At 73.5% G+C, this 16123-nt stretch carries 14 protein-coding genes; 9 read left to right on the top strand and 5 right to left on the bottom strand.

Annotated features, from left to right (window positions below):
• The first annotated feature begins 158 nt into the window (after positions 1-158).
• The 7 genes from Sdi02f_RS07820 (at position 159) to rarD (ending at position 9515) form a co-directional block, all read left to right on the top strand.
• Positions 159-1385 (top strand): sensor histidine kinase, encoded by a 1227-nt coding sequence (locus Sdi02f_RS07820; protein WP_030400164.1) that lies wholly within the window; start codon positions 159-161, stop codon positions 1383-1385.
• A 113-nt stretch (positions 1386-1498) separates the two neighbouring features.
• On the top strand, positions 1499-2866 hold the full coding sequence (locus tag Sdi02f_RS07815) for a sensor histidine kinase (protein WP_053665137.1): 1368 nt from the start codon (positions 1499-1501) through the stop codon (positions 2864-2866).
• 526 nt (positions 2867-3392) lie between these two features.
• Positions 3393-4052, top strand: a complete 660-nt coding sequence (locus Sdi02f_RS07810) for a response regulator transcription factor (protein WP_281262862.1) — start codon at positions 3393-3395, stop codon at positions 4050-4052.
• Between the two features lie 175 nt (positions 4053-4227).
• Entirely contained in the window at positions 4228-6165 is a 1938-nt protein-coding gene (locus Sdi02f_RS07805; protein ID WP_030400161.1) for a 2-oxoacid:acceptor oxidoreductase subunit alpha, read from the top strand.
• Positions 6158-7216 (top strand): 2-oxoacid:ferredoxin oxidoreductase subunit beta, encoded by a 1059-nt coding sequence (locus Sdi02f_RS07800; RefSeq protein ID WP_030400160.1) that lies wholly within the window; start codon positions 6158-6160, stop codon positions 7214-7216. Before Sdi02f_RS07805 ends, Sdi02f_RS07800 begins: the two co-directional genes overlap by 8 nt.
• A 176-nt stretch (positions 7217-7392) precedes the next feature.
• Positions 7393-8247, top strand: a complete 855-nt coding sequence (locus Sdi02f_RS07795; protein ID WP_030400159.1) for an SDR family oxidoreductase — start codon at positions 7393-7395, stop codon at positions 8245-8247.
• A gap of 134 nt (positions 8248-8381) precedes the next feature.
• Positions 8382-9515 (top strand): EamA family transporter RarD, encoded by a 1134-nt coding sequence (gene rarD / locus Sdi02f_RS07790; protein WP_051783235.1) that lies wholly within the window; start codon positions 8382-8384, stop codon positions 9513-9515.
• Between the two features lie 17 nt (positions 9516-9532).
• Here the strand turns inward: rarD and Sdi02f_RS07785 are convergent, their stop codons facing one another.
• Entirely contained in the window at positions 9533-10198 is a 666-nt protein-coding gene (locus Sdi02f_RS07785; RefSeq protein WP_174843319.1) for a CGNR zinc finger domain-containing protein, read from the bottom strand.
• Between the two features lie 21 nt (positions 10199-10219).
• Here Sdi02f_RS07785 and Sdi02f_RS07780 point away from each other — a divergent pair, with 21 nt between their 5' ends.
• Entirely contained in the window at positions 10220-10690 is a 471-nt protein-coding gene (locus Sdi02f_RS07780) for a VOC family protein (protein WP_108933000.1), read from the top strand.
• Between the two features lie 167 nt (positions 10691-10857).
• Positions 10858-11811, top strand: a complete 954-nt coding sequence (locus Sdi02f_RS07775; RefSeq protein WP_108932999.1) for a M28 family metallopeptidase — start codon at positions 10858-10860, stop codon at positions 11809-11811.
• A gap of 33 nt (positions 11812-11844) precedes the next feature.
• On the opposite strand, the gene Sdi02f_RS07770 is transcribed toward Sdi02f_RS07775, so the two are convergent.
• The 4 genes from Sdi02f_RS07770 to Sdi02f_RS07755 form a co-directional block, all read right to left on the bottom strand.
• The gene (locus Sdi02f_RS07770; RefSeq protein WP_167458140.1) at positions 11845-13314 is read right to left on the bottom strand and encodes a tetratricopeptide repeat protein; all 1470 of its coding nucleotides are present in this window, start codon (positions 13312-13314) and stop codon (positions 11845-11847) included.
• Positions 13315-13510: 196 nt separating this feature from the next.
• A complete protein-coding gene (locus Sdi02f_RS07765; protein ID WP_108932997.1) occupies positions 13511-13996 on the bottom strand; it encodes a hypothetical protein in 486 nt (161 codons plus the stop codon).
• Positions 13997-14168: 172 nt separating this feature from the next.
• On the bottom strand, positions 14169-15395 hold the full coding sequence (locus Sdi02f_RS07760; protein WP_051908984.1) for a hypothetical protein: 1227 nt from the start codon (positions 15393-15395) through the stop codon (positions 14169-14171).
• Between the two features lie 8 nt (positions 15396-15403).
• On the bottom strand, positions 15404-16105 hold the full coding sequence (locus Sdi02f_RS07755) for a hypothetical protein (RefSeq protein WP_174843318.1): 702 nt from the start codon (positions 16103-16105) through the stop codon (positions 15404-15406).
• Positions 16106-16123: the final 18 nt, after the last annotated feature.

The following is a 16123-nucleotide window of genomic DNA, read 5'->3' as shown; positions in this document are numbered from 1 at the left end:
GCGGCGTCCGACGATCCGTACGCACGGGAGTCTAGAGCCTGATAAAGAGACGGTAAGCAGCCCGTCGCGGGTTGAGACGCGGGGTGGGGTTTTCCTCAGTGCGTGCCGGGCGGCCCACCTCATGGCGCGGTGCCGCGCCGCACGGCACGCTGACGGGTATGACCGAACGCCTCTCCACCCCGAGCCGCGCCCGGACCACCGGCGCGGCGGCCGACGACCGCCCGCCGCCGGCCCGTTTCGCCTACGACCGGCACACCTGGAAGGAGATCGCCCATCTGCTGGCGAACCTCCCGGCGGCACTGCTCGGTTTCGTCTACGTCGTGACGATGCTGTCCGTCGGCATCGGCCTGACGGTCACGGTGGTCGGGCTCCCGCTGCTGGCGGCCGGTCTGCTGGGCGCGCGGCAGTTGGGGAAGCTGGAGCGGGCCCGGGCCCGGGCGCTGCTCGGGGTGCGGGTGGACGAACCGAGTCCGCTGCCGCGGCTGGGCGGGCGCGGCTTCTTCGCACAGTTGTGGATGTCGCTGAAGGACCCGGTGGGCTGGCGCACGGTGCTGTATGACGTCATCCGGTTTCCCTGGGGCGTCGCCACCTTCCTCGTCACGCTGACGTCGTTGTTCGTGCTGTGGCCGGTGCTGCCGTTCCTGGCGCGGGGCATGGCCAACGTCGACCGGGCGATGGTGCGCGGGCTGCTGTCGCCGTCCGACGAGCTGGAGCGGCGGATCGCCGAGCTGGAGTCGGACCGGGGGATCGTGGTGGACACGGCCGCGGCCGACCTGCGGCGCATCGAGCGCGACCTGCACGACGGGGCGCAGGCCCGCCTCGTCAACCTCGCCATGGGGCTCGGCCTGGCGAAGGAGAAGCTCCTGGAGGACCCGGACGCGGCGGCGGCCATGGTCGACGAGGCACACGGCGAGGTGAAGCTGGCCCTGCAGGAGCTGCGGGACCTGGCCCGCGGCATCCATCCCGCCGTCCTCACCGACCGGGGTCTGGACGCGGCGCTCTCCTCGGTCGCCTCCCGCTGCACCGTGCCGGTCGAGGTGACCGTCGACCTGACGGAGCGCCCCGCGCCCGCCATCGAGGGCATCGCCTACTTCACGGTCTCGGAGCTGCTCCAGAACGTCAGCAAGCACAGCGGGGCGAGGTCGGCCGCCGTGGAGGTGTGGCGGTCGTCCGACCGGCTGCTCATACAGGTGGAGGACGACGGCCGGGGCGGCGCGCGCCTCGACGGCGGCACGGGGATGAAGGGCCTCGCCGACCGGCTGTCCGCCGTCGACGGCCTCTTCGTCGTCGACTCGCCGGAGGGCGGACCGACGACGATCACGGCCGAGCTGCCGTGGCGCGACCGCACGCCGGCCGACGCGGCCGGCTCCGCGCCCGGGAGGTAGGGAAAACCCCCCTTCGCGGACGCCGACGGGCTCCATTGGCCGGGGCGGCGCGGTCCAGGAGGGTGGAGGTACGACAGCGCAGCCGCAGGGCGACGAGGAGAGGGACGGCACCGATGGCCACGGAATACGGACAGAGTTACGGACTCGGGAGCGGGTCCGGCTTCCCCGGGGACACCGGCACGCGGCGCCACCGCCTGCCGGCGGGGCTGCGGGCACCGTTCGAGGCGCGGAGCCTGCGCGAGTTCGGCTACGTGCTGCTGGGGCTGCCGATCGGCATCCTGCTCTTCACGTTCGCGGTGACGATGGTGTCGCTGGGAGCGGGCCTGCTCGTGACGTTCCTGGGGGTGCCGGTGCTGGCCGCCGCGCTCGCCGGGTGCCGGGGCTTCGGGGCGATGGAGCGGGTGCGGGCGCGGGCCCTGCTGGGGCTGCGGATGTCCGACCCCGAGCCGCTGCGGATGAAGAAGCAGGGGGCGATGGGCTGGATGGGGGCGGTGCTCAAGAGCGGCGCCTCCTGGCGGAGCCTGCTGTACGCGATCGTGCAGTTCCCCTGGTCGGTCTTCTCCTTCGCCGTGTCGGTGACCTTCTGGGTGACCGGGTGGGCGATGCTGACGTACCCGCTGTGGTTCTGGGTGTTCCCGATGTACACCGGTCAGGACGGGCTCCAGCTCTACGGCGACGAGACGCACGGGATCTACCTGGACAACCCGTTCGAGATCACCGTGACGGCGCTGATCGGGCTGCTGTTCACGCTGGTCACGCCGTGGCTGGTGCGGGCGCTGACCACGGTGGACCGGGTCATGGTGCACGGGCTGCTCGGGCCGTCGAGGCTGGCGACGCGGGTCGTGGAGCTGGAGTCGGACCGGGGGGTCGTGGTGGACACGGCCGCGGCCGACCTGCGGCGCATCGAGCGCGACCTGCACGACGGGGCGCAGGCCCGCCTCGTCAACCTCGCGATGGATCTGGGGCTGGCCAAGGAGAAGCTGAAGGAGGACCCCCGGGCCGCGGCCGTCATGGTGGACGAGGCCCACGGCGAGGTGAAGACGGCGCTCCAGGAGCTGCGGGACCTGGCTCGGGGCATCCACCCCGCGGTCCTCACCGACCGCGGGCTGGACGCGGCGCTGTCGGCGGTCGCCTCGCGCTGCACGGTGCCGGTGCGGGTGGAGGTCGACCTGGCGGAGCGGCCGGCGTCGGCGATCGAGGGCATCGCCTACTTCACGGTCTCGGAGCTGCTCCAGAACATCAGCAAGCACGCCCGGGCCACGTGGGCCGCGGTGGAGGTGTGGCGGGTGGAGAACCGGCTGATGCTCCAGGTCGTGGACAACGGTGTGGGCGGTGCGAACGCGTCGGCCGGTTCGGGTCTGGCCGGTCTGGCGGAGCGGCTCGACGCGGTGGACGGGATCCTCGTGGTGGACTCGCCGGCCGGGGGGCCGACGCGGATCACGGCGGAGCTGCCCTGGCGGAGCGACCCGGCCACCGTCTGACCACGCGGTCATCGTCTGACCGCCCCGGTCATCGTCTGACCCATCCGGTCACCGTCTGACCCGTCCGGTCACCGTCTGACCGACGCGGCGCCCGGCTCCGTCACGGAGCCGGGCGCCGTCACGGGGCCGACGGCATCCCTCGGTCCGGGTCCCCGCCCCTGAGCCCGATGTCGTCCCAGGCTCCGCCCCCGCCCCGGCGCCGGGGCTCACTCCGTGGCCCGGGCGCCGGACCTGGTCGCAGCGCTGCCCCGGGCGGGCCGGGCACCCGCCCAGGAGGCGGCGCCCGCACCGCCGACCGGCCCGCGCCGCCCCCGGCCCCCTCCCCCGGGCCGGGACGGCGTGATCCAGAACCGGCCGTCGCACGGCCGAACCGGGGCCGGTCTCCCGGAGTTCCCGAGCCCTGAGGACGTCCGGCCCCGGATGCTGGGATGCTTGACCCGTCACACGGACGGTTCGTGGCCGCGGCGCGGGCCGCGCGGACCGCGAGGTGCACGGGCTGTGGGGGGCCGAGATCGTGGAGGACAGGGTGCGGGTGGTCATCGCCGAGGATTCAGTGCTGCTCCGAGAGGGGCTGACCCGGTTGCTGACCGACCGCGGGCACGAGGTCGTGGCCGGTGTCGGCGACGCCGAGGCGCTGATCAAGACCATCACCGAGCTGGACGCGCAGGGCGAGCTGCCCGACGTCGTAGTGGCGGACGTACGGATGCCGCCGACGCACACCGACGAGGGGGTGCGGGCCTCGGTGCGGCTGCGCAAGGCGCATCCCGGGCTCGGCGTGCTGGTGCTGTCGCAGTACGTGGAGGAGCGGTACGCGACGGAGCTGCTGGCCGGTTCCAGCCGGGGCGTCGGCTATCTGCTCAAGGACCGCGTGGCCGAGGTACGGGAGTTCGTGGACGCCGTGGTGCGCGTGGCGCAGGGCGGTACGGCGCTGGACCCGGAGGTGGTCGCGCAGTTGCTCGGGCGCAGCCGCAAGCAGGACGTGCTGGCGGGGCTCACCCCCCGGGAGCGGGAGGTGCTGGGCCTCATGGCCGAGGGCCGGACCAACTCGGCGATCGCCCGGCAGCTCGTCGTCAGCGACGGCGCCGTCGAGAAGCACGTCAGCAACATCTTCATGAAGCTGGGCCTGTCCCCGAGCGACGGAGACCACCGAAGGGTGCTCGCCGTGCTCACGTATCTCAATTCCTGACACGGGCGGCCCACGCCTCGCGAGCCCCGGAGTTCCGGGGCCGCGCTCCGTCTCAACGTCGTGTCCATCATCCGAATGTCCACCGGAAGTCATGGTGTGCGGACGTAGGGTTGATCCCGGGATCGGTCGGTGGGAGACCAGTCCCCGGACAGCCGTCCCGAGGGAGGTCCAGTAAGTGACCAGCCAGGTCAGCAGCCCAGCGGAGCAGGCCGACGGTACCGACGAGACCGTCGTGGGAGCGCAGCGCAAACCGGTCGGGGCGAAGGACGTCCGCCGGCTCGACCGGGTGATCATCAGGTTCGCGGGTGACTCGGGCGACGGGATGCAGCTCACCGGCGACCGATTCACGTCGGAAACGGCGTCGTTCGGCAACGACCTGTCGACGCTGCCGAACTTCCCGGCCGAGATCCGGGCACCCGCCGGCACCCTGCCCGGCGTCTCGTCCTTCCAGCTCCACTTCGCCGACCACGACATCCTCACCCCGGGCGACGCGCCCAACGTGCTGGTGGCGATGAACCCGGCCGCGCTGAAGGCGAACGTCGGCGACCTGCCGCGCGGCGCGGAGATCATCGTCAACACGGACGAGTTCACCAAGCGGGCGATGCAGAAGGTCGGCTACGCCACCTCCCCGCTGGAGGACGGCTCCCTCGACGGCTACCGGCTGCATCCGGTGCCGCTGACGACGCTGACCGTCGAGGCGCTCACGGAGTTCGACCTCAGCCGCAAGGAGGCCGAGCGCTCCAAGAACATGTTCGCGCTCGGGCTGCTGAGCTGGATGTACCACCGGCCCACCGAGGGCACGGAGAAGTTCCTGAAGTCGAAGTTCGCCAAGAAGCCCGCCATCGCCGCCGCCAACATCGCGGCCTACCGGGCGGGCTGGAACTTCGGCGAGACCACGGAGGACTTCGCGGTCTCCTACGAGGTGGCGCCGGCGGCGACGGCGTTCCCGCCCGGCACCTACCGCAACATCTCCGGGAACCTGTCCCTGGCCTACGGTCTGATCGCCGCCTCCCGGCAGGCGGACCTGCCGCTCTTCCTGGGCTCGTACCCGATCACCCCGGCCTCGGACATCCTGCACGAACTCTCCAGGCACAAGAACTTCGGCGTGCGCACGTTCCAGGCCGAGGACGAGATCGCCGGGATCGGCGCGGCGCTCGGCGCGGCCTTCGGCGGTTCGCTGGCCGTGACGACGACGAGCGGCCCCGGCGTGGCGCTCAAGAGCGAGACGATCGGGCTGGCGGTGAGCCTGGAACTGCCGCTGCTGGTGGTGGACATCCAGCGCGGCGGCCCCTCCACCGGTCTGCCGACCAAGACCGAGCAGGCCGACCTGCTGCAGGCGATGTACGGGCGCAACGGCGAGGCACCGGTCCCGGTCGTCGCCCCGCGCACTCCCGCCGACTGCTTCGACGCCGCCCTGGAGGCCGCGCGGATCGCGCTGACGTACCGCACGCCGGTCTTCCTGCTCTCCGACGGCTACCTCGCCAACGGCTCCGAGCCGTGGCGGATCCCCGAGCCGGACGAGCTGCCGGACCTGGCGGTGCGGTTCGCGCAGGGGCCGAACCACACCCTGGACGACGGCACCGAGGTGTTCTGGCCGTACAAGCGCGACCCGCACACCCTCGCCCGGCCCTGGGCGGTGCCGGGCACGCCGGGGCTCGAACACCGGATCGGCGGCATCGAGAAGCAGGACGGCACCGGGAACATCTCCTACGACCCGGCCAACCACGACTTCATGGTCCGCACCCGGCAGGCCAAGGTCGACGGCATCGACGTCCCCGACCTGGAGGTCGACGACCCGGACGGCGCACGGACGCTGGTGCTGGGCTGGGGCTCGACGTACGGCCCGATCACCGCGGCCGTGCGCCGGCTGCGCACCGCCGGCGAGGAGATCGCCCAGGCCCACCTGCGGCACCTCAACCCCTTCCCGGCCAACCTCGGCGCGGTGCTCGCGCGGTTCGACAAGGTCGTGGTGCCGGAGATGAACCTGGGCCAGCTCGCCACCCTGATCCGGGCGAAGTACCTGGTCGACGCCCAGTCGTACAACCAGGTCAACGGCATGCCGTTCAAGGCGGAACAGCTCGCCACGGTCCTGAAGGAGGCCATCGATGGCTGACACCGACGCACTGCTCCAGCTCGTCCCGAGGGCCGAGGGCAAGCAGTCCATGAAGGACTTCAAGTCCGATCAGGAAGTGCGCTGGTGCCCCGGCTGCGGCGACTACGCGATCCTCGCCGCCGTGCAGGGCTTCATGCCCCAGCTCGGCCTGGCGAAGGAGAACATCGTCTTCGTCTCCGGCATCGGCTGCTCCTCCCGTTTCCCGTACTACATGAACACCTACGGGATGCACTCCATCCACGGCCGCGCCCCCGCCATCGCCACCGGGCTCGCCGCCTCGCGCCGGGACCTGAGCGTGTGGGTCGTCACCGGCGACGGCGACGCGCTCTCCATCGGCGGCAACCACCTCGTCCACGCGCTGCGCCGCAACGTCAACCTCAAGATCCTGCTGTTCAACAACCGGATCTACGGCCTGACGAAGGGCCAGTACTCGCCGACCTCCGAGGTCGGCAAGATCACCAAGTCGACCCCGATGGGCTCGCTGGACGCGCCGTTCAACCCGGTCTCGCTGGCCCTCGGCGCGGAGGCGTCCTTCGTCGCCCGGACCGTCGACTCGGACCGCAAGCACCTCACGGAGGTGCTGCGGCAGGCCGCCGAGCACCCGGGCACCGCCCTCATCGAGATCTACCAGAACTGCAACATCTTCAACGACGGCGCCTTCGACGCCCTCAAGGACAACCAGCGGGCCGAGGAGGCGGTGATCCGGCTGGAGCACGGGCAGCCGATCCGTTTCGGCGCCGACGGTGCCAAGGGTGTCGTACGGGATCCGCGCACCGGGGACCTGGAGGTCGTCACCGTGACCGCGGACAACGAGGCGGACGTCCTGGTCCACGACGCCCATGCCGCGTCCCCGACCACGGCCTTCGCGCTCTCCCGGCTCGCCGACCCGGACACCCTGCACCACACGCCGATCGGCGTCCTGCGGTCGGTGGAGCGGCCGGTCTACGACACGCTCATGTCGGAGCAGCTCGACACCGCCGTCGAGCAGAACGGCAAGGGGGACCTCGCGGCGCTGCTCGCCGGCAACGACACCTGGACGGTCGTCGGCTGACGAGAGCGCCGTCCACCGTACGCCGGAGGGGCCCGGACGACTTCCGTCCGGGCCCCTCCGGCGTACCCCCGTGGATTACGTGCGGGTAAGTACTTACTTCAAAGTGGGCACTTTCCATTGGTTAGCGCAGCCCGTAGGGTTAGTGACAACGGACCCCCACCAGGAGCACTGAAACCATGAGCATCGTCGTCACCGGAGCCACCGGACACCTCGGCCGCCACGTCGTGCGGAACCTGCTGGAGAAGGTGCCGGCCGACCAGGTCACCGCGGTCGTCCGGGACCGCGACAGGGCCGCCGACCTCGCCGCCCTCGGAGTACGGATCGCGGTCGCCGACTACAACGCCCCCGAGACCTTCGACGGCCTGTTCGCCGCCGGCGACAGGGTCCTGCTGGTCTCCGGCAACGAGTTCGACAAGGGCCGCGTCCGGCAGCACACGGTCGTGATCGACGCGGCCCAGAAGGCCGGGGTCGCCCTGCTCGCCTACACCAGCGCCCCCGAGAGCCTCAAGGCGGCGCTCGCCGACGACCACCGCGCCACCGAGGCGGTGCTGACCGGCTCGGGCGTGCCGTACGTGCTGCTGCGCAACGGCTGGTACCACGAGAACTACACCGAGCAGCTCGCCCCGGTCCTGGAGCACGGCGCCGTGGTCCAGGCGGCCGGTGACGGACGGGTCTCCTCCGCCTCCCGCGCCGACTACGCGGCCGCCGCCGTCGCCGTCCTGACCGGCGAGGGACACGAGAACGCCACGTACGAGCTGGGCGGCGACGAGGCGTGGAGCTTCGCCGAGTACGCGGCCGAGCTGAGCCGGCAGACGGGCCGGGAGATCGTCTACACCCCCGTCTCCGTCGAGGCCTACACCGGCATCCTGACCGGCGCCGGGGTCCCCGGTCCGCTCGCGGACGTCTTCGCGGGCGTGGACGCCTCCATCGCCAAGGGCGAACTGGTCGTCTCCACCGGCGACCTGTCCCGGCTGACCGGCCGCCCGACGACGCCGCTCTCCGAGGCCGTCGCCGCGGCACTCAAGGGCTGACCTCCGCCCTTTCGGCCCGCCGCCTGTCATGACCGTATGGCGATACGGGCATGACAGGCGGCCGGGTGCGGCGCTACCTTCGTCCTGGCATGCCTCCCCGTCCCCGGCATGCCGTGTGCGAGAAGGAGGTGCCCGTGGCCGGGTCGTCCAGGAGTGAGCAGCGCATAGGCCTGCTGAACGGCATCGCGGCGTACGGGATGTGGGGGCTCGTCCCCCTGTTCTGGCCGCTGCTCAAGCCCGCCGGGGCCGGTGAGATCCTCGCCCACCGGATGGTCTGGTCCCTCGTCTTCGTCGCCGTCGCCCTGCTCTTCGTACGACGCTGGGCCTGGGCCGGCGAGCTGCTGCGGCAGCCGCGCAGGCTCGCCCTGGTGGCGGTGGCCGCCGCCGTCATCACCGTCAACTGGGGCGTCTACATCTGGGCGGTGAACAGCGGCCACGTCGTCGAGGCCTCGCTCGGCTACTTCATCAACCCGCTCGTCACCATCGCGATGGGCGTGCTGCTGCTCAAGGAGCGGCTGCGGCCCGCGCAGTGGGCGGCGGTCGCCACCGGCTTCGCCGCCGTGCTCGTCCTCACCGTCGGCTACGGGCAGCCGCCGTGGATCTCCCTCTGCCTCGCCTTCTCCTTCGCCACGTACGGCCTGGTGAAGAAGAAGGTCAACCTCGGCGGCGTCGAGTCGCTCGCCGCCGAGACGGCGATCCAGTTCCTGCCGGCCCTCGGCTACCTGCTGTGGCTCGGCTCCCAGGGCGAGTCCACCTTCACCACGGAGGGCCCCGGCCACTCGGCCCTGCTCGCCGCGACCGGCGTCGTCACCGCGATCCCGCTGGTCTGCTTCGGCGCGGCGGCGATCCGGGTGCCCCTGTCCACGCTGGGGCTGTTGCAGTACCTGGCGCCGGTCTTCCAGTTCGTGCTCGGCGTCCTGTACTTCGGGGAGGCCATGCCGCCCGAGCGCTGGGCCGGCTTCGGGCTGGTCTGGCTGGCGCTGACGCTGCTCACCTGGGACGCCCTGCGCACGGCCCGCCGGACCGCGCGGGCGCTGCGGGAGCAACTGGACCGGGCGGGCGCGGGCGTACCGCCGGCCAAGGGGGACGCCGCCGCCCGGGAGCAGGGGATCGTGGCCTCCGGCATGCCGGCCTCACTCTCCTCCCCTTCTTCCCCTTCCTCCCCGTCCTCCCCGTCCTCCCCGTCCTCCGCTCCCTCCGACGCCTCGAACGCGGCCGACGCCCCCGGCACGCCCGGGCAGCGCGACGTCGGGGCGGTCAAGCCGTAGCTCCGCGGGGCGCCGGGTCAGCGCCCGTCCGGCGCCTGTCGTGCACGGTGCGCCCGGACCTTCTCCCGGTTGCCGCAGTGCTCCATCGCGCACCAGCGGCGGCGGCCGGGGCGTGAGGTGTCGACGAACAGCAGACGGCAGTTGTGGGCGCCGCACTCACGGATGCGGTCCGCGTACGGGCCGGTGAACAGCTCGATCGCGTCGCGCGCCACCGTGGACAGCAGGCCGGCGCCCGTGGCTTCCGGGGCCCAGCCGCGGCTGCCGTCCGGTTCGAGGCGGGTGACCAGCGGGGCTTCGGCCGCCGCGGCGTTGACGGCGTCCAGATGGCCGGGGTGGAGCGCACGTCCGTGGGCGCGGTCGGCGGTGAGGAGGAAGAGGGCGTCGCGCAGGGTCCTGGCCCGTGCCACGTCCGCGCGGTCCACGCTCAGGTCGAGACCGTCCGGCAGCCGGCTGCGCTCCGCCCAGGCCACCAGGTCGGCGGGCTCGTGCAGCACCTCCCAGCGCGCGAAGGCGCCGGGTCCCCCGGTCGGCAGCAGTTCGAGGCAGAGCGCGCCCGGGTCGAAGCGGTACGGCCTCCCCTCGCGGGACACCAGCGTCAGTCCGGGGGGACGCCCCGGGGACGACGACTTCGCCGCTTCCCGCTTCTGCGCCCGTTTCGGCGATTCCCCTGTCCGCTCGCTCATGAAACCAGTATAAGTGGTTACATGACATCGACCTCGCAGCCTGCCCCGCTGCACTTCAAAATCGTCATCGACGCCGCCGCACCGCACGCACAGGCGGAGTTCTGGGCCGCGGCCCTCCACTACGAGGTGGAGGACAACAGCGCGCTCATCGAGAAACTGCTGGGCTTCGGGGCGGTACCGGCGGAGCTGACCGTCGAGGCCCACGGGCGCCGGGCCTGGCGCGACCTGGCCGCCGTGCGGCACCCCGACGACCCGTTCCAGGAGGAGAGCGGCACCGGGCTCGGGCGGCGGCTGCTGTTCCAGCGCGTCCCGGAGGCCAAGACCGGCAAGAACCGGCTCCACCTCGACGTGCACGCGGCGGACGGACGGCGCAAGGAGGAGGTCGCCCGGCTCCAGGCGCTGGGGGCGGACGTGCAGCGCCAGGTGAAGGAACCGGGCGGGGAGTGGGTGGTGATGACGGACCCGGAGGGGAACGAGTTCTGCGTCCACTAGAGGACGGCCCGGTCCGGGGCGGGGGCGGGAGGGCTTCCGGTATGCGTGACGCGGTGGCCGAATAGCGGTCTTGACGGCCGGTCAGTCCCGCCCGCACCATCCAGGCACCCCATTTCACTGCGGAGTCCCCTCACCGGGGGACCCTCTAGGAATTCGGAGCCCCCCACATGCAGCTCCTGCCTTCCGCACGCGCGCTGACGGCCGCCGCCGTCGCCGTCGCCACACTGGTGACCGGCGGTTCGGTCGCCGGCGCGGCCCCCGCCCCCGCCCGCCCGGCGGCCGCCGCCGCGCCCGACATACCGATAGCCAACGTCAAGGCGCACCTGGCGCAGTTGCAGTCGATCGCCACGGCGAACGGCGGCAACCGCGCCCACGGCCGCGCCGGCTACCAGGCCTCGCTCGACTACGTGAAGGCCAAGCTGGAAGCGGCCGGGTTCACCACCCGGCTCCAGCAGTTCACCGCCTCCGGCCGCACCGGGTACAACCTGATAGCCGACTGGCCCGGCGGTGACGCGAACACGGTTGTCATGGCCGGGTCACACTTGGACAGCGTCACCTCCGGGCCCGGCATCAACGACAACGGCTCCGGCTCCTCCGCCGTCCTGGAGACCGCGCTCGCCGTCGCCCGGTCCGGCTACCAGCCGGCCAAGCACCTGCGCTTCGCCTGGTGGGGCGCGGAGGAACTCGGGCTCGTCGGCTCCCGCGCCTACGTCAACAGCCTCGGCTCGGCCGAGCGCGCGAAGATCAGCGGCTACCTGAACTTCGACATGATCGGCTCCCCCAACCCCGGCTACTTCGTCTACGACGACGACCCGACGATCGAGAAGACGTTCAAGGACTACTTCGCCGGCCTCGGCATCGCCACGGAGATCGAGACCGAGGGCGACGGCCGCTCCGACCACGCCCCCTTCAAGAACGCGGGCGTCCCCGTGGGCGGCCTCTTCAGCGGCGCGGACTACCGCAAGACGTCCGCGCAGGCGGCCAAGTGGGGCGGCACCGTGGGCCAGCCGTTCGACCGCTGCTACCACTCGTCCTGCGACACGACGGCCAACATCGACGACACGGCCCTGGACCGCAACAGCGACGCGATCGCGTACGCGGTCTGGGAACTGTCGCGGTAGGAACCGGCTGCGGGCCGCCGCCCGGGGTTCGGGTCAGCCCGCCTCGACGCGGGCTCGTGCGGTGAGGCGGCCCATGCGGGCGCGGACGGACTCCAGTTCCTCGGCCTCCTCCGCGGCCGGGCCGTCCTCGGCGGCGAGTTCGTCCCACAGGCCGACCAGGTCGTGTCCCAGTTCCAGGCCCCGGGCGGGGTCGCGCACGCCGCGCCAGGCGGTCGCCGCACTCTGCACGTTGCCGTAGGCGGCCTCCGCGTCGCCCGCACGCCGGTGTATCCGGGCCAGGTCCAGGGAGAGCCGGAAGGCACGGTCCGGGTCGCCGGACAAGTAGGCGATGTACGCGGTGAGTTCCCGGAGCCGGAGCACCTCGGGGTGCTCCGGCCCCAGCGTGTCCGACGCCTCCGCCGCCGTGTGCTCCGCGAGCCGTGCCGCGTCCTGCGTACGGCCCTCCTTGACGGCCTCGTTGATACGGGCCGTCGGCTCCGCGAGCAACGCCGGGGTGGTCGCGTCGCCCGGCGCCGTGAGCGGCGCGTCCCCGAGCACGGCCTCGGCCACGGCGTCGAAGCCGCGGGCGGGGGTGGGCTTGGGGTCCGGGTCGGCGTAGGGGTCGGGACGGGGGCCGAGGTCGGGGGCGGCTGGCGTCGGCCGGGGCGCGGGGGTGGGCATGGGCCGCGGCTCCGGGTCCTCCGGGACGCCGGCCGTACCGGTGTCCATGACGGGCGGCGGTCCGAAGACACCGGTCGGCGGCGCCACCGTGCCGGGCGGCGTCCCCCCGGCCGGTTCCGGCAGGGCGCGGAGCGTGAACGTCGGCACACCGTCCCCGGCCGGTTCCGGCAGGGCGCGAAGCGTGAACGTGGGCACACCGTCCCCGGCCGGGGTCACCAGGCGCAGGACGTGCGTGGCCAGGTCGTGCCGCACGGGGGTCTCCTCGGGGTCGGCCGGTGCGGGGGATGCCGGGGCCGGGGCCACCGATGCCGGGTCCATCGGTGCCGGGGCCGCCGACGCAGGGTCCATCGATGCCGGGGCCGCCGACGCGGGAGCGGCCGACGCCCGGGCCGCCGACGGCGGGTCCGCCGGTGCGGAGGCCACCGGAGCCGGGTCCGCCGGTGCCGGGGCCACCGATCCCGGTTCCGCCGGTGCGGAGGCTACCGGAGCCGGGTCCGCCGGTGCCGGGGCCACCGATCCCGGTTCCGTCGGTGCCGGGTCCCCGGCGAGGTGGCTGGAGCCGTCCGGGTCGACCCGGAGGGGGACGGAGTAGCCGAGGCGCCGGTCGTGGATGGTGGCGAGGACCGGGTGGCCGGCGGCGAGGGCGAGGCGGTGGAGGCGGTTCAGGACGGCGTTCTGGATCTCCTCGCCCGGCGCCGCGACGACCAGTGAGCCGTCGACGCGGGCCCCGCGCACGCCGGGGCCGCCCTCCGGTACGCGGACGTCGATCGGCGTCGCCACGGAATCGGGCGAGCGCTCGGCGCCCTCGTGCTCCCGCTGCTTGTCGCGGCCGAGTCGAGACATCGTTCCCCCACTCATCGGCGGCTTCCGTCGGCGGTTTCCGTTCCCTGCCGTCCAGAGCCTGTCATGCCTGTCGTGCACCTACAGTCGAGTCTCGCCGCTCGCTCCCCCTTCTGGCGTCACCGGGGTGTCACAGGCTCGTTCCAGGTGCGGGGAGGCCGCCGGCGGGAACGCCCGCCCGCTGCGGACGCCCGGCGGATCAGCGGCCTGACGGGCCGCGACGGGCCGGGGACTGGGGTGCCGGTGAGGCGGGGCGGGAGGTCCCGGAGGCCGTGTGGAGGGTGTGCGCACGGGCCGCGGAAAGCGCGGTGAGGTGGGCCGGGACGGTAGTGGTGAGACGCGCCGCCACGGCCCGGGGCATGCGCGCCGCCCGGGACAGGTCGCCCTGGACCTGCGAACGGAGCTGGGCGGTCTGCGCCAGTTGCGCGCCCTGCCGGTCCGCGCCGGCGGACACCCCCGCCGTACTCGTGACCGCGCGCACGGCCGCGGGCCGTACGGGGATCGGTGCGGCACCCCGGGCGGGCGCCCCGTGCGCGCCGCCGCCCGGCGAGCGCGCCGCCGAGGCCCGCGACGCACCGGGCGACGCCCCGCTGCCGCCGGCCGCCCGCGCCCGTGAGTGCCGGAACGCACCGCCGGGCGTGACGGTACGCCAGCTCGCGATCCCGGTGAGTTCGTTGACCGTCACTTCGACACGGGGGCGCGGCGAGCGCCTCAGGGCCGCCTCCTGCCGACGGTTCCGGTGCCGGACCTCGGCGGGAGAAGCCTCCGCCCGGGACCGCCCCGGCGGGCCCGGGCGCACGGCGGGGCCCGGCGGGGACGGCGTCCGGGGAAGGCCCGCGCCCGGGCCCGGGGCGGGGTCACCGTTCCTGCGCATGCGTTCCCTCCGTCCCCCTCCGGCCGTCGGCGACACCACGCGCTCGCTCGACAAGGCGCCCCATCCGGGCACGTGCGGCGGCCAGTTGGGAGGGGTCGGCCGCGGCGGCACCACCGGATGCGGCCATCTCGTCCCACAGCGCGATCAGTTCGTGTCCGAGGGACACTCCCAGCGCGGGGTCCCGCAGTGCCCGCCAGGCGGCCGCCGCGCTCAGCACGTTGCCGAAGGCGCCCTGGTCGTCGCTGCCCCGGCGGACCCGTGCGAGCGCCATGGAGAGCACGAAGGAGCGGTGCGCGTCTCCCGCCAAGTAGGCGATGTATGCCGCGAGTTCGCGGAGTTGCAGCACCTCCGGGTGCTCGGCGCCCAGCCGCTGCACCGCGGAGGCGATCGCCTGCTCCGCCATGCCGGCGGCTGACTCGATCCGGCCCATGCGCACAGCCTCGTTGATCCGCTGGACGGGCTCCGCCAGCAGGGACGGGGTCTTCACGTCCGTCTGCGCCGGGTCCACCGGCGCCGTGCGCCCGGACGGCCGCACCTCGGACCGCGCCCCCGAACGGCCTTCCGCCCGCACGTCGACCGGCGCCCCGGACCGCGGGTCCGGCTTCGTCCCGGGCGCCGGGACCGGCGTCGTCGCCGAGGCGGGTCCGGGCTCCGGCACTGCGGAAAGCGGTGCGCCGGGAGCCGGGTCCGGTACCGCGCGCAGCGCCCTCGTCGACTTGTCCCGGACCGGCTGCGCCGACGCCGGGACCGCCGTGAGCGGCATGGTGGAAGGCTGCTCACGCGCGCCCGGGCGCCCGTCCGGCACGGCCGCGGCCACCGGCACGCCGCCCGCCTGCGCGTGCACGGAGACGTGTTCCTCGGCCACGGCCTGTGCGGCCGCCACCACGTCCTGGGGCAGGGGGACGGGCTCCCCGGCGAAGGAACTGGACCCGTCCGCCTCGACGCGGACCGGCGTGAGGTAGCCGATCCGCTCGTCGTGCACGGCGGCCGCGACGGCGTGACCGGTGGCGAGCACCAGCCGGTGGAGGTAGTCCAGCACGGCGCTCTGGACACTCTCGCCGGCGCCCGCGACGACCGGCAGGCCGCCCACGGTGGCTCTCCCGTCGGCGGTGACGCGCACGTCGATGGGCTTGAGTCCAGAGGCCGGCGCCTGCTCCCGTCCGGCCTGGTCCTTCCGCCGCTTGTTCTCGCTGCGACTGAATCTGGGCATCGGTTCCCTCACTGCCTCGGATCGTCGGACGGTGAACTCGCGGACGCCGACGTGTTCGGCCCGGGTGGTGTCGCCGCCTCGACCACCGTCACGTCGTCCACGCGCCACGGCTCGCCGACCGCCGCGCGCACCAGCTTGACGTAGGCGTTCAGGCGGGGCCCGGTGCCCTCCCAGCCGTCCCGGCCGTGGGCGGTGCCGGACACGACCAGGGACCGGTAGGCGACCCGTTCCCCGTCCGGCGGAGCATCGTCCTCGAGTTCGCTGCTCACGTCCACGGTGGTCCAGGCCCGGTGGCGGGCCCAGGTGATCCACTCGTTCCCCGGGCCACCGGCGGGCCGGTACTGGCGCTCGGCCGCTGCCTTGCGCTCCGTGCACCACCGGACCCCGCGCAGCACGGCGTCCTGGGGACTCGTGTCGTACTTGGTGTCGTAGCCGTACGTCGTCTCCGCCCAGGCCAGGGAGACCGCTGTGGCGTCGTCCTCGTCGACGACACCGGTGTCGGGCACGTGCGCGTCGGCTCCCAGCGGCTTTCCGGGCGGCACCGGGGCCTTCGGGGCGATCGACGGCTGCGCCGATCCGGTGCCGCCGCCCCCGGGCCCGGTCTCACGGTGGTCGGACAGGCCGCACCCCGAGAGCAGGGCGAAGCCGGTGGCCACCGTGAGCGCGGTGGCCACGGACCTGCGGACCACCCGTGCGGAGCCTCTTCTCATCGTGTCCCCCCTGACCTG

Source organism: Streptomyces ardesiacus, assembly GCF_003112575.1.
GTDB classification, from domain to species: Bacteria; Actinomycetota; Actinomycetes; order Streptomycetales; family Streptomycetaceae; genus Streptomyces; species Streptomyces ardesiacus.
Note: the sequence above shows the minus strand (reverse complement) of the source record. Positions and strands in the feature narration are given on the sequence as shown.

Excerpts from the sequence above, each read along its gene's own strand:
- Sdi02f_RS07820 (WP_030400164.1), top strand. The coding sequence starts at position 159 with ATGACCGAACGCCTCTCCACCCCGAGCCGCGCCCGGACCACCGGCGCG.
- Sdi02f_RS07815 (WP_053665137.1), top strand. The coding sequence starts at position 1,499 with ATGGCCACGGAATACGGACAGAGTTACGGACTCGGGAGCGGGTCCGGC.
- Sdi02f_RS07800 (WP_030400160.1), top strand. The coding sequence starts at position 6,158 with ATGGCTGACACCGACGCACTGCTCCAGCTCGTCCCGAGGGCCGAGGGC.
- Sdi02f_RS07795 (WP_030400159.1), top strand. The coding sequence starts at position 7,393 with ATGAGCATCGTCGTCACCGGAGCCACCGGACACCTCGGCCGCCACGTC.
- Sdi02f_RS07785 (WP_174843319.1), bottom strand. The coding sequence starts at position 10,198 with ATGAGCGAGCGGACAGGGGAATCGCCGAAACGGGCGCAGAAGCGGGAA.
- Sdi02f_RS07780 (WP_108933000.1), top strand. The coding sequence starts at position 10,220 with ATGACATCGACCTCGCAGCCTGCCCCGCTGCACTTCAAAATCGTCATC.
- Sdi02f_RS07775 (WP_108932999.1), top strand. The coding sequence starts at position 10,858 with ATGCAGCTCCTGCCTTCCGCACGCGCGCTGACGGCCGCCGCCGTCGCC.
- Sdi02f_RS07770 (WP_167458140.1), bottom strand. The coding sequence starts at position 13,314 with ATGTCTCGACTCGGCCGCGACAAGCAGCGGGAGCACGAGGGCGCCGAG.
- Sdi02f_RS07760 (WP_051908984.1), bottom strand. The coding sequence starts at position 15,395 with ATGCCCAGATTCAGTCGCAGCGAGAACAAGCGGCGGAAGGACCAGGCC.
- Sdi02f_RS07755 (WP_174843318.1), bottom strand. The coding sequence starts at position 16,105 with ATGAGAAGAGGCTCCGCACGGGTGGTCCGCAGGTCCGTGGCCACCGCG.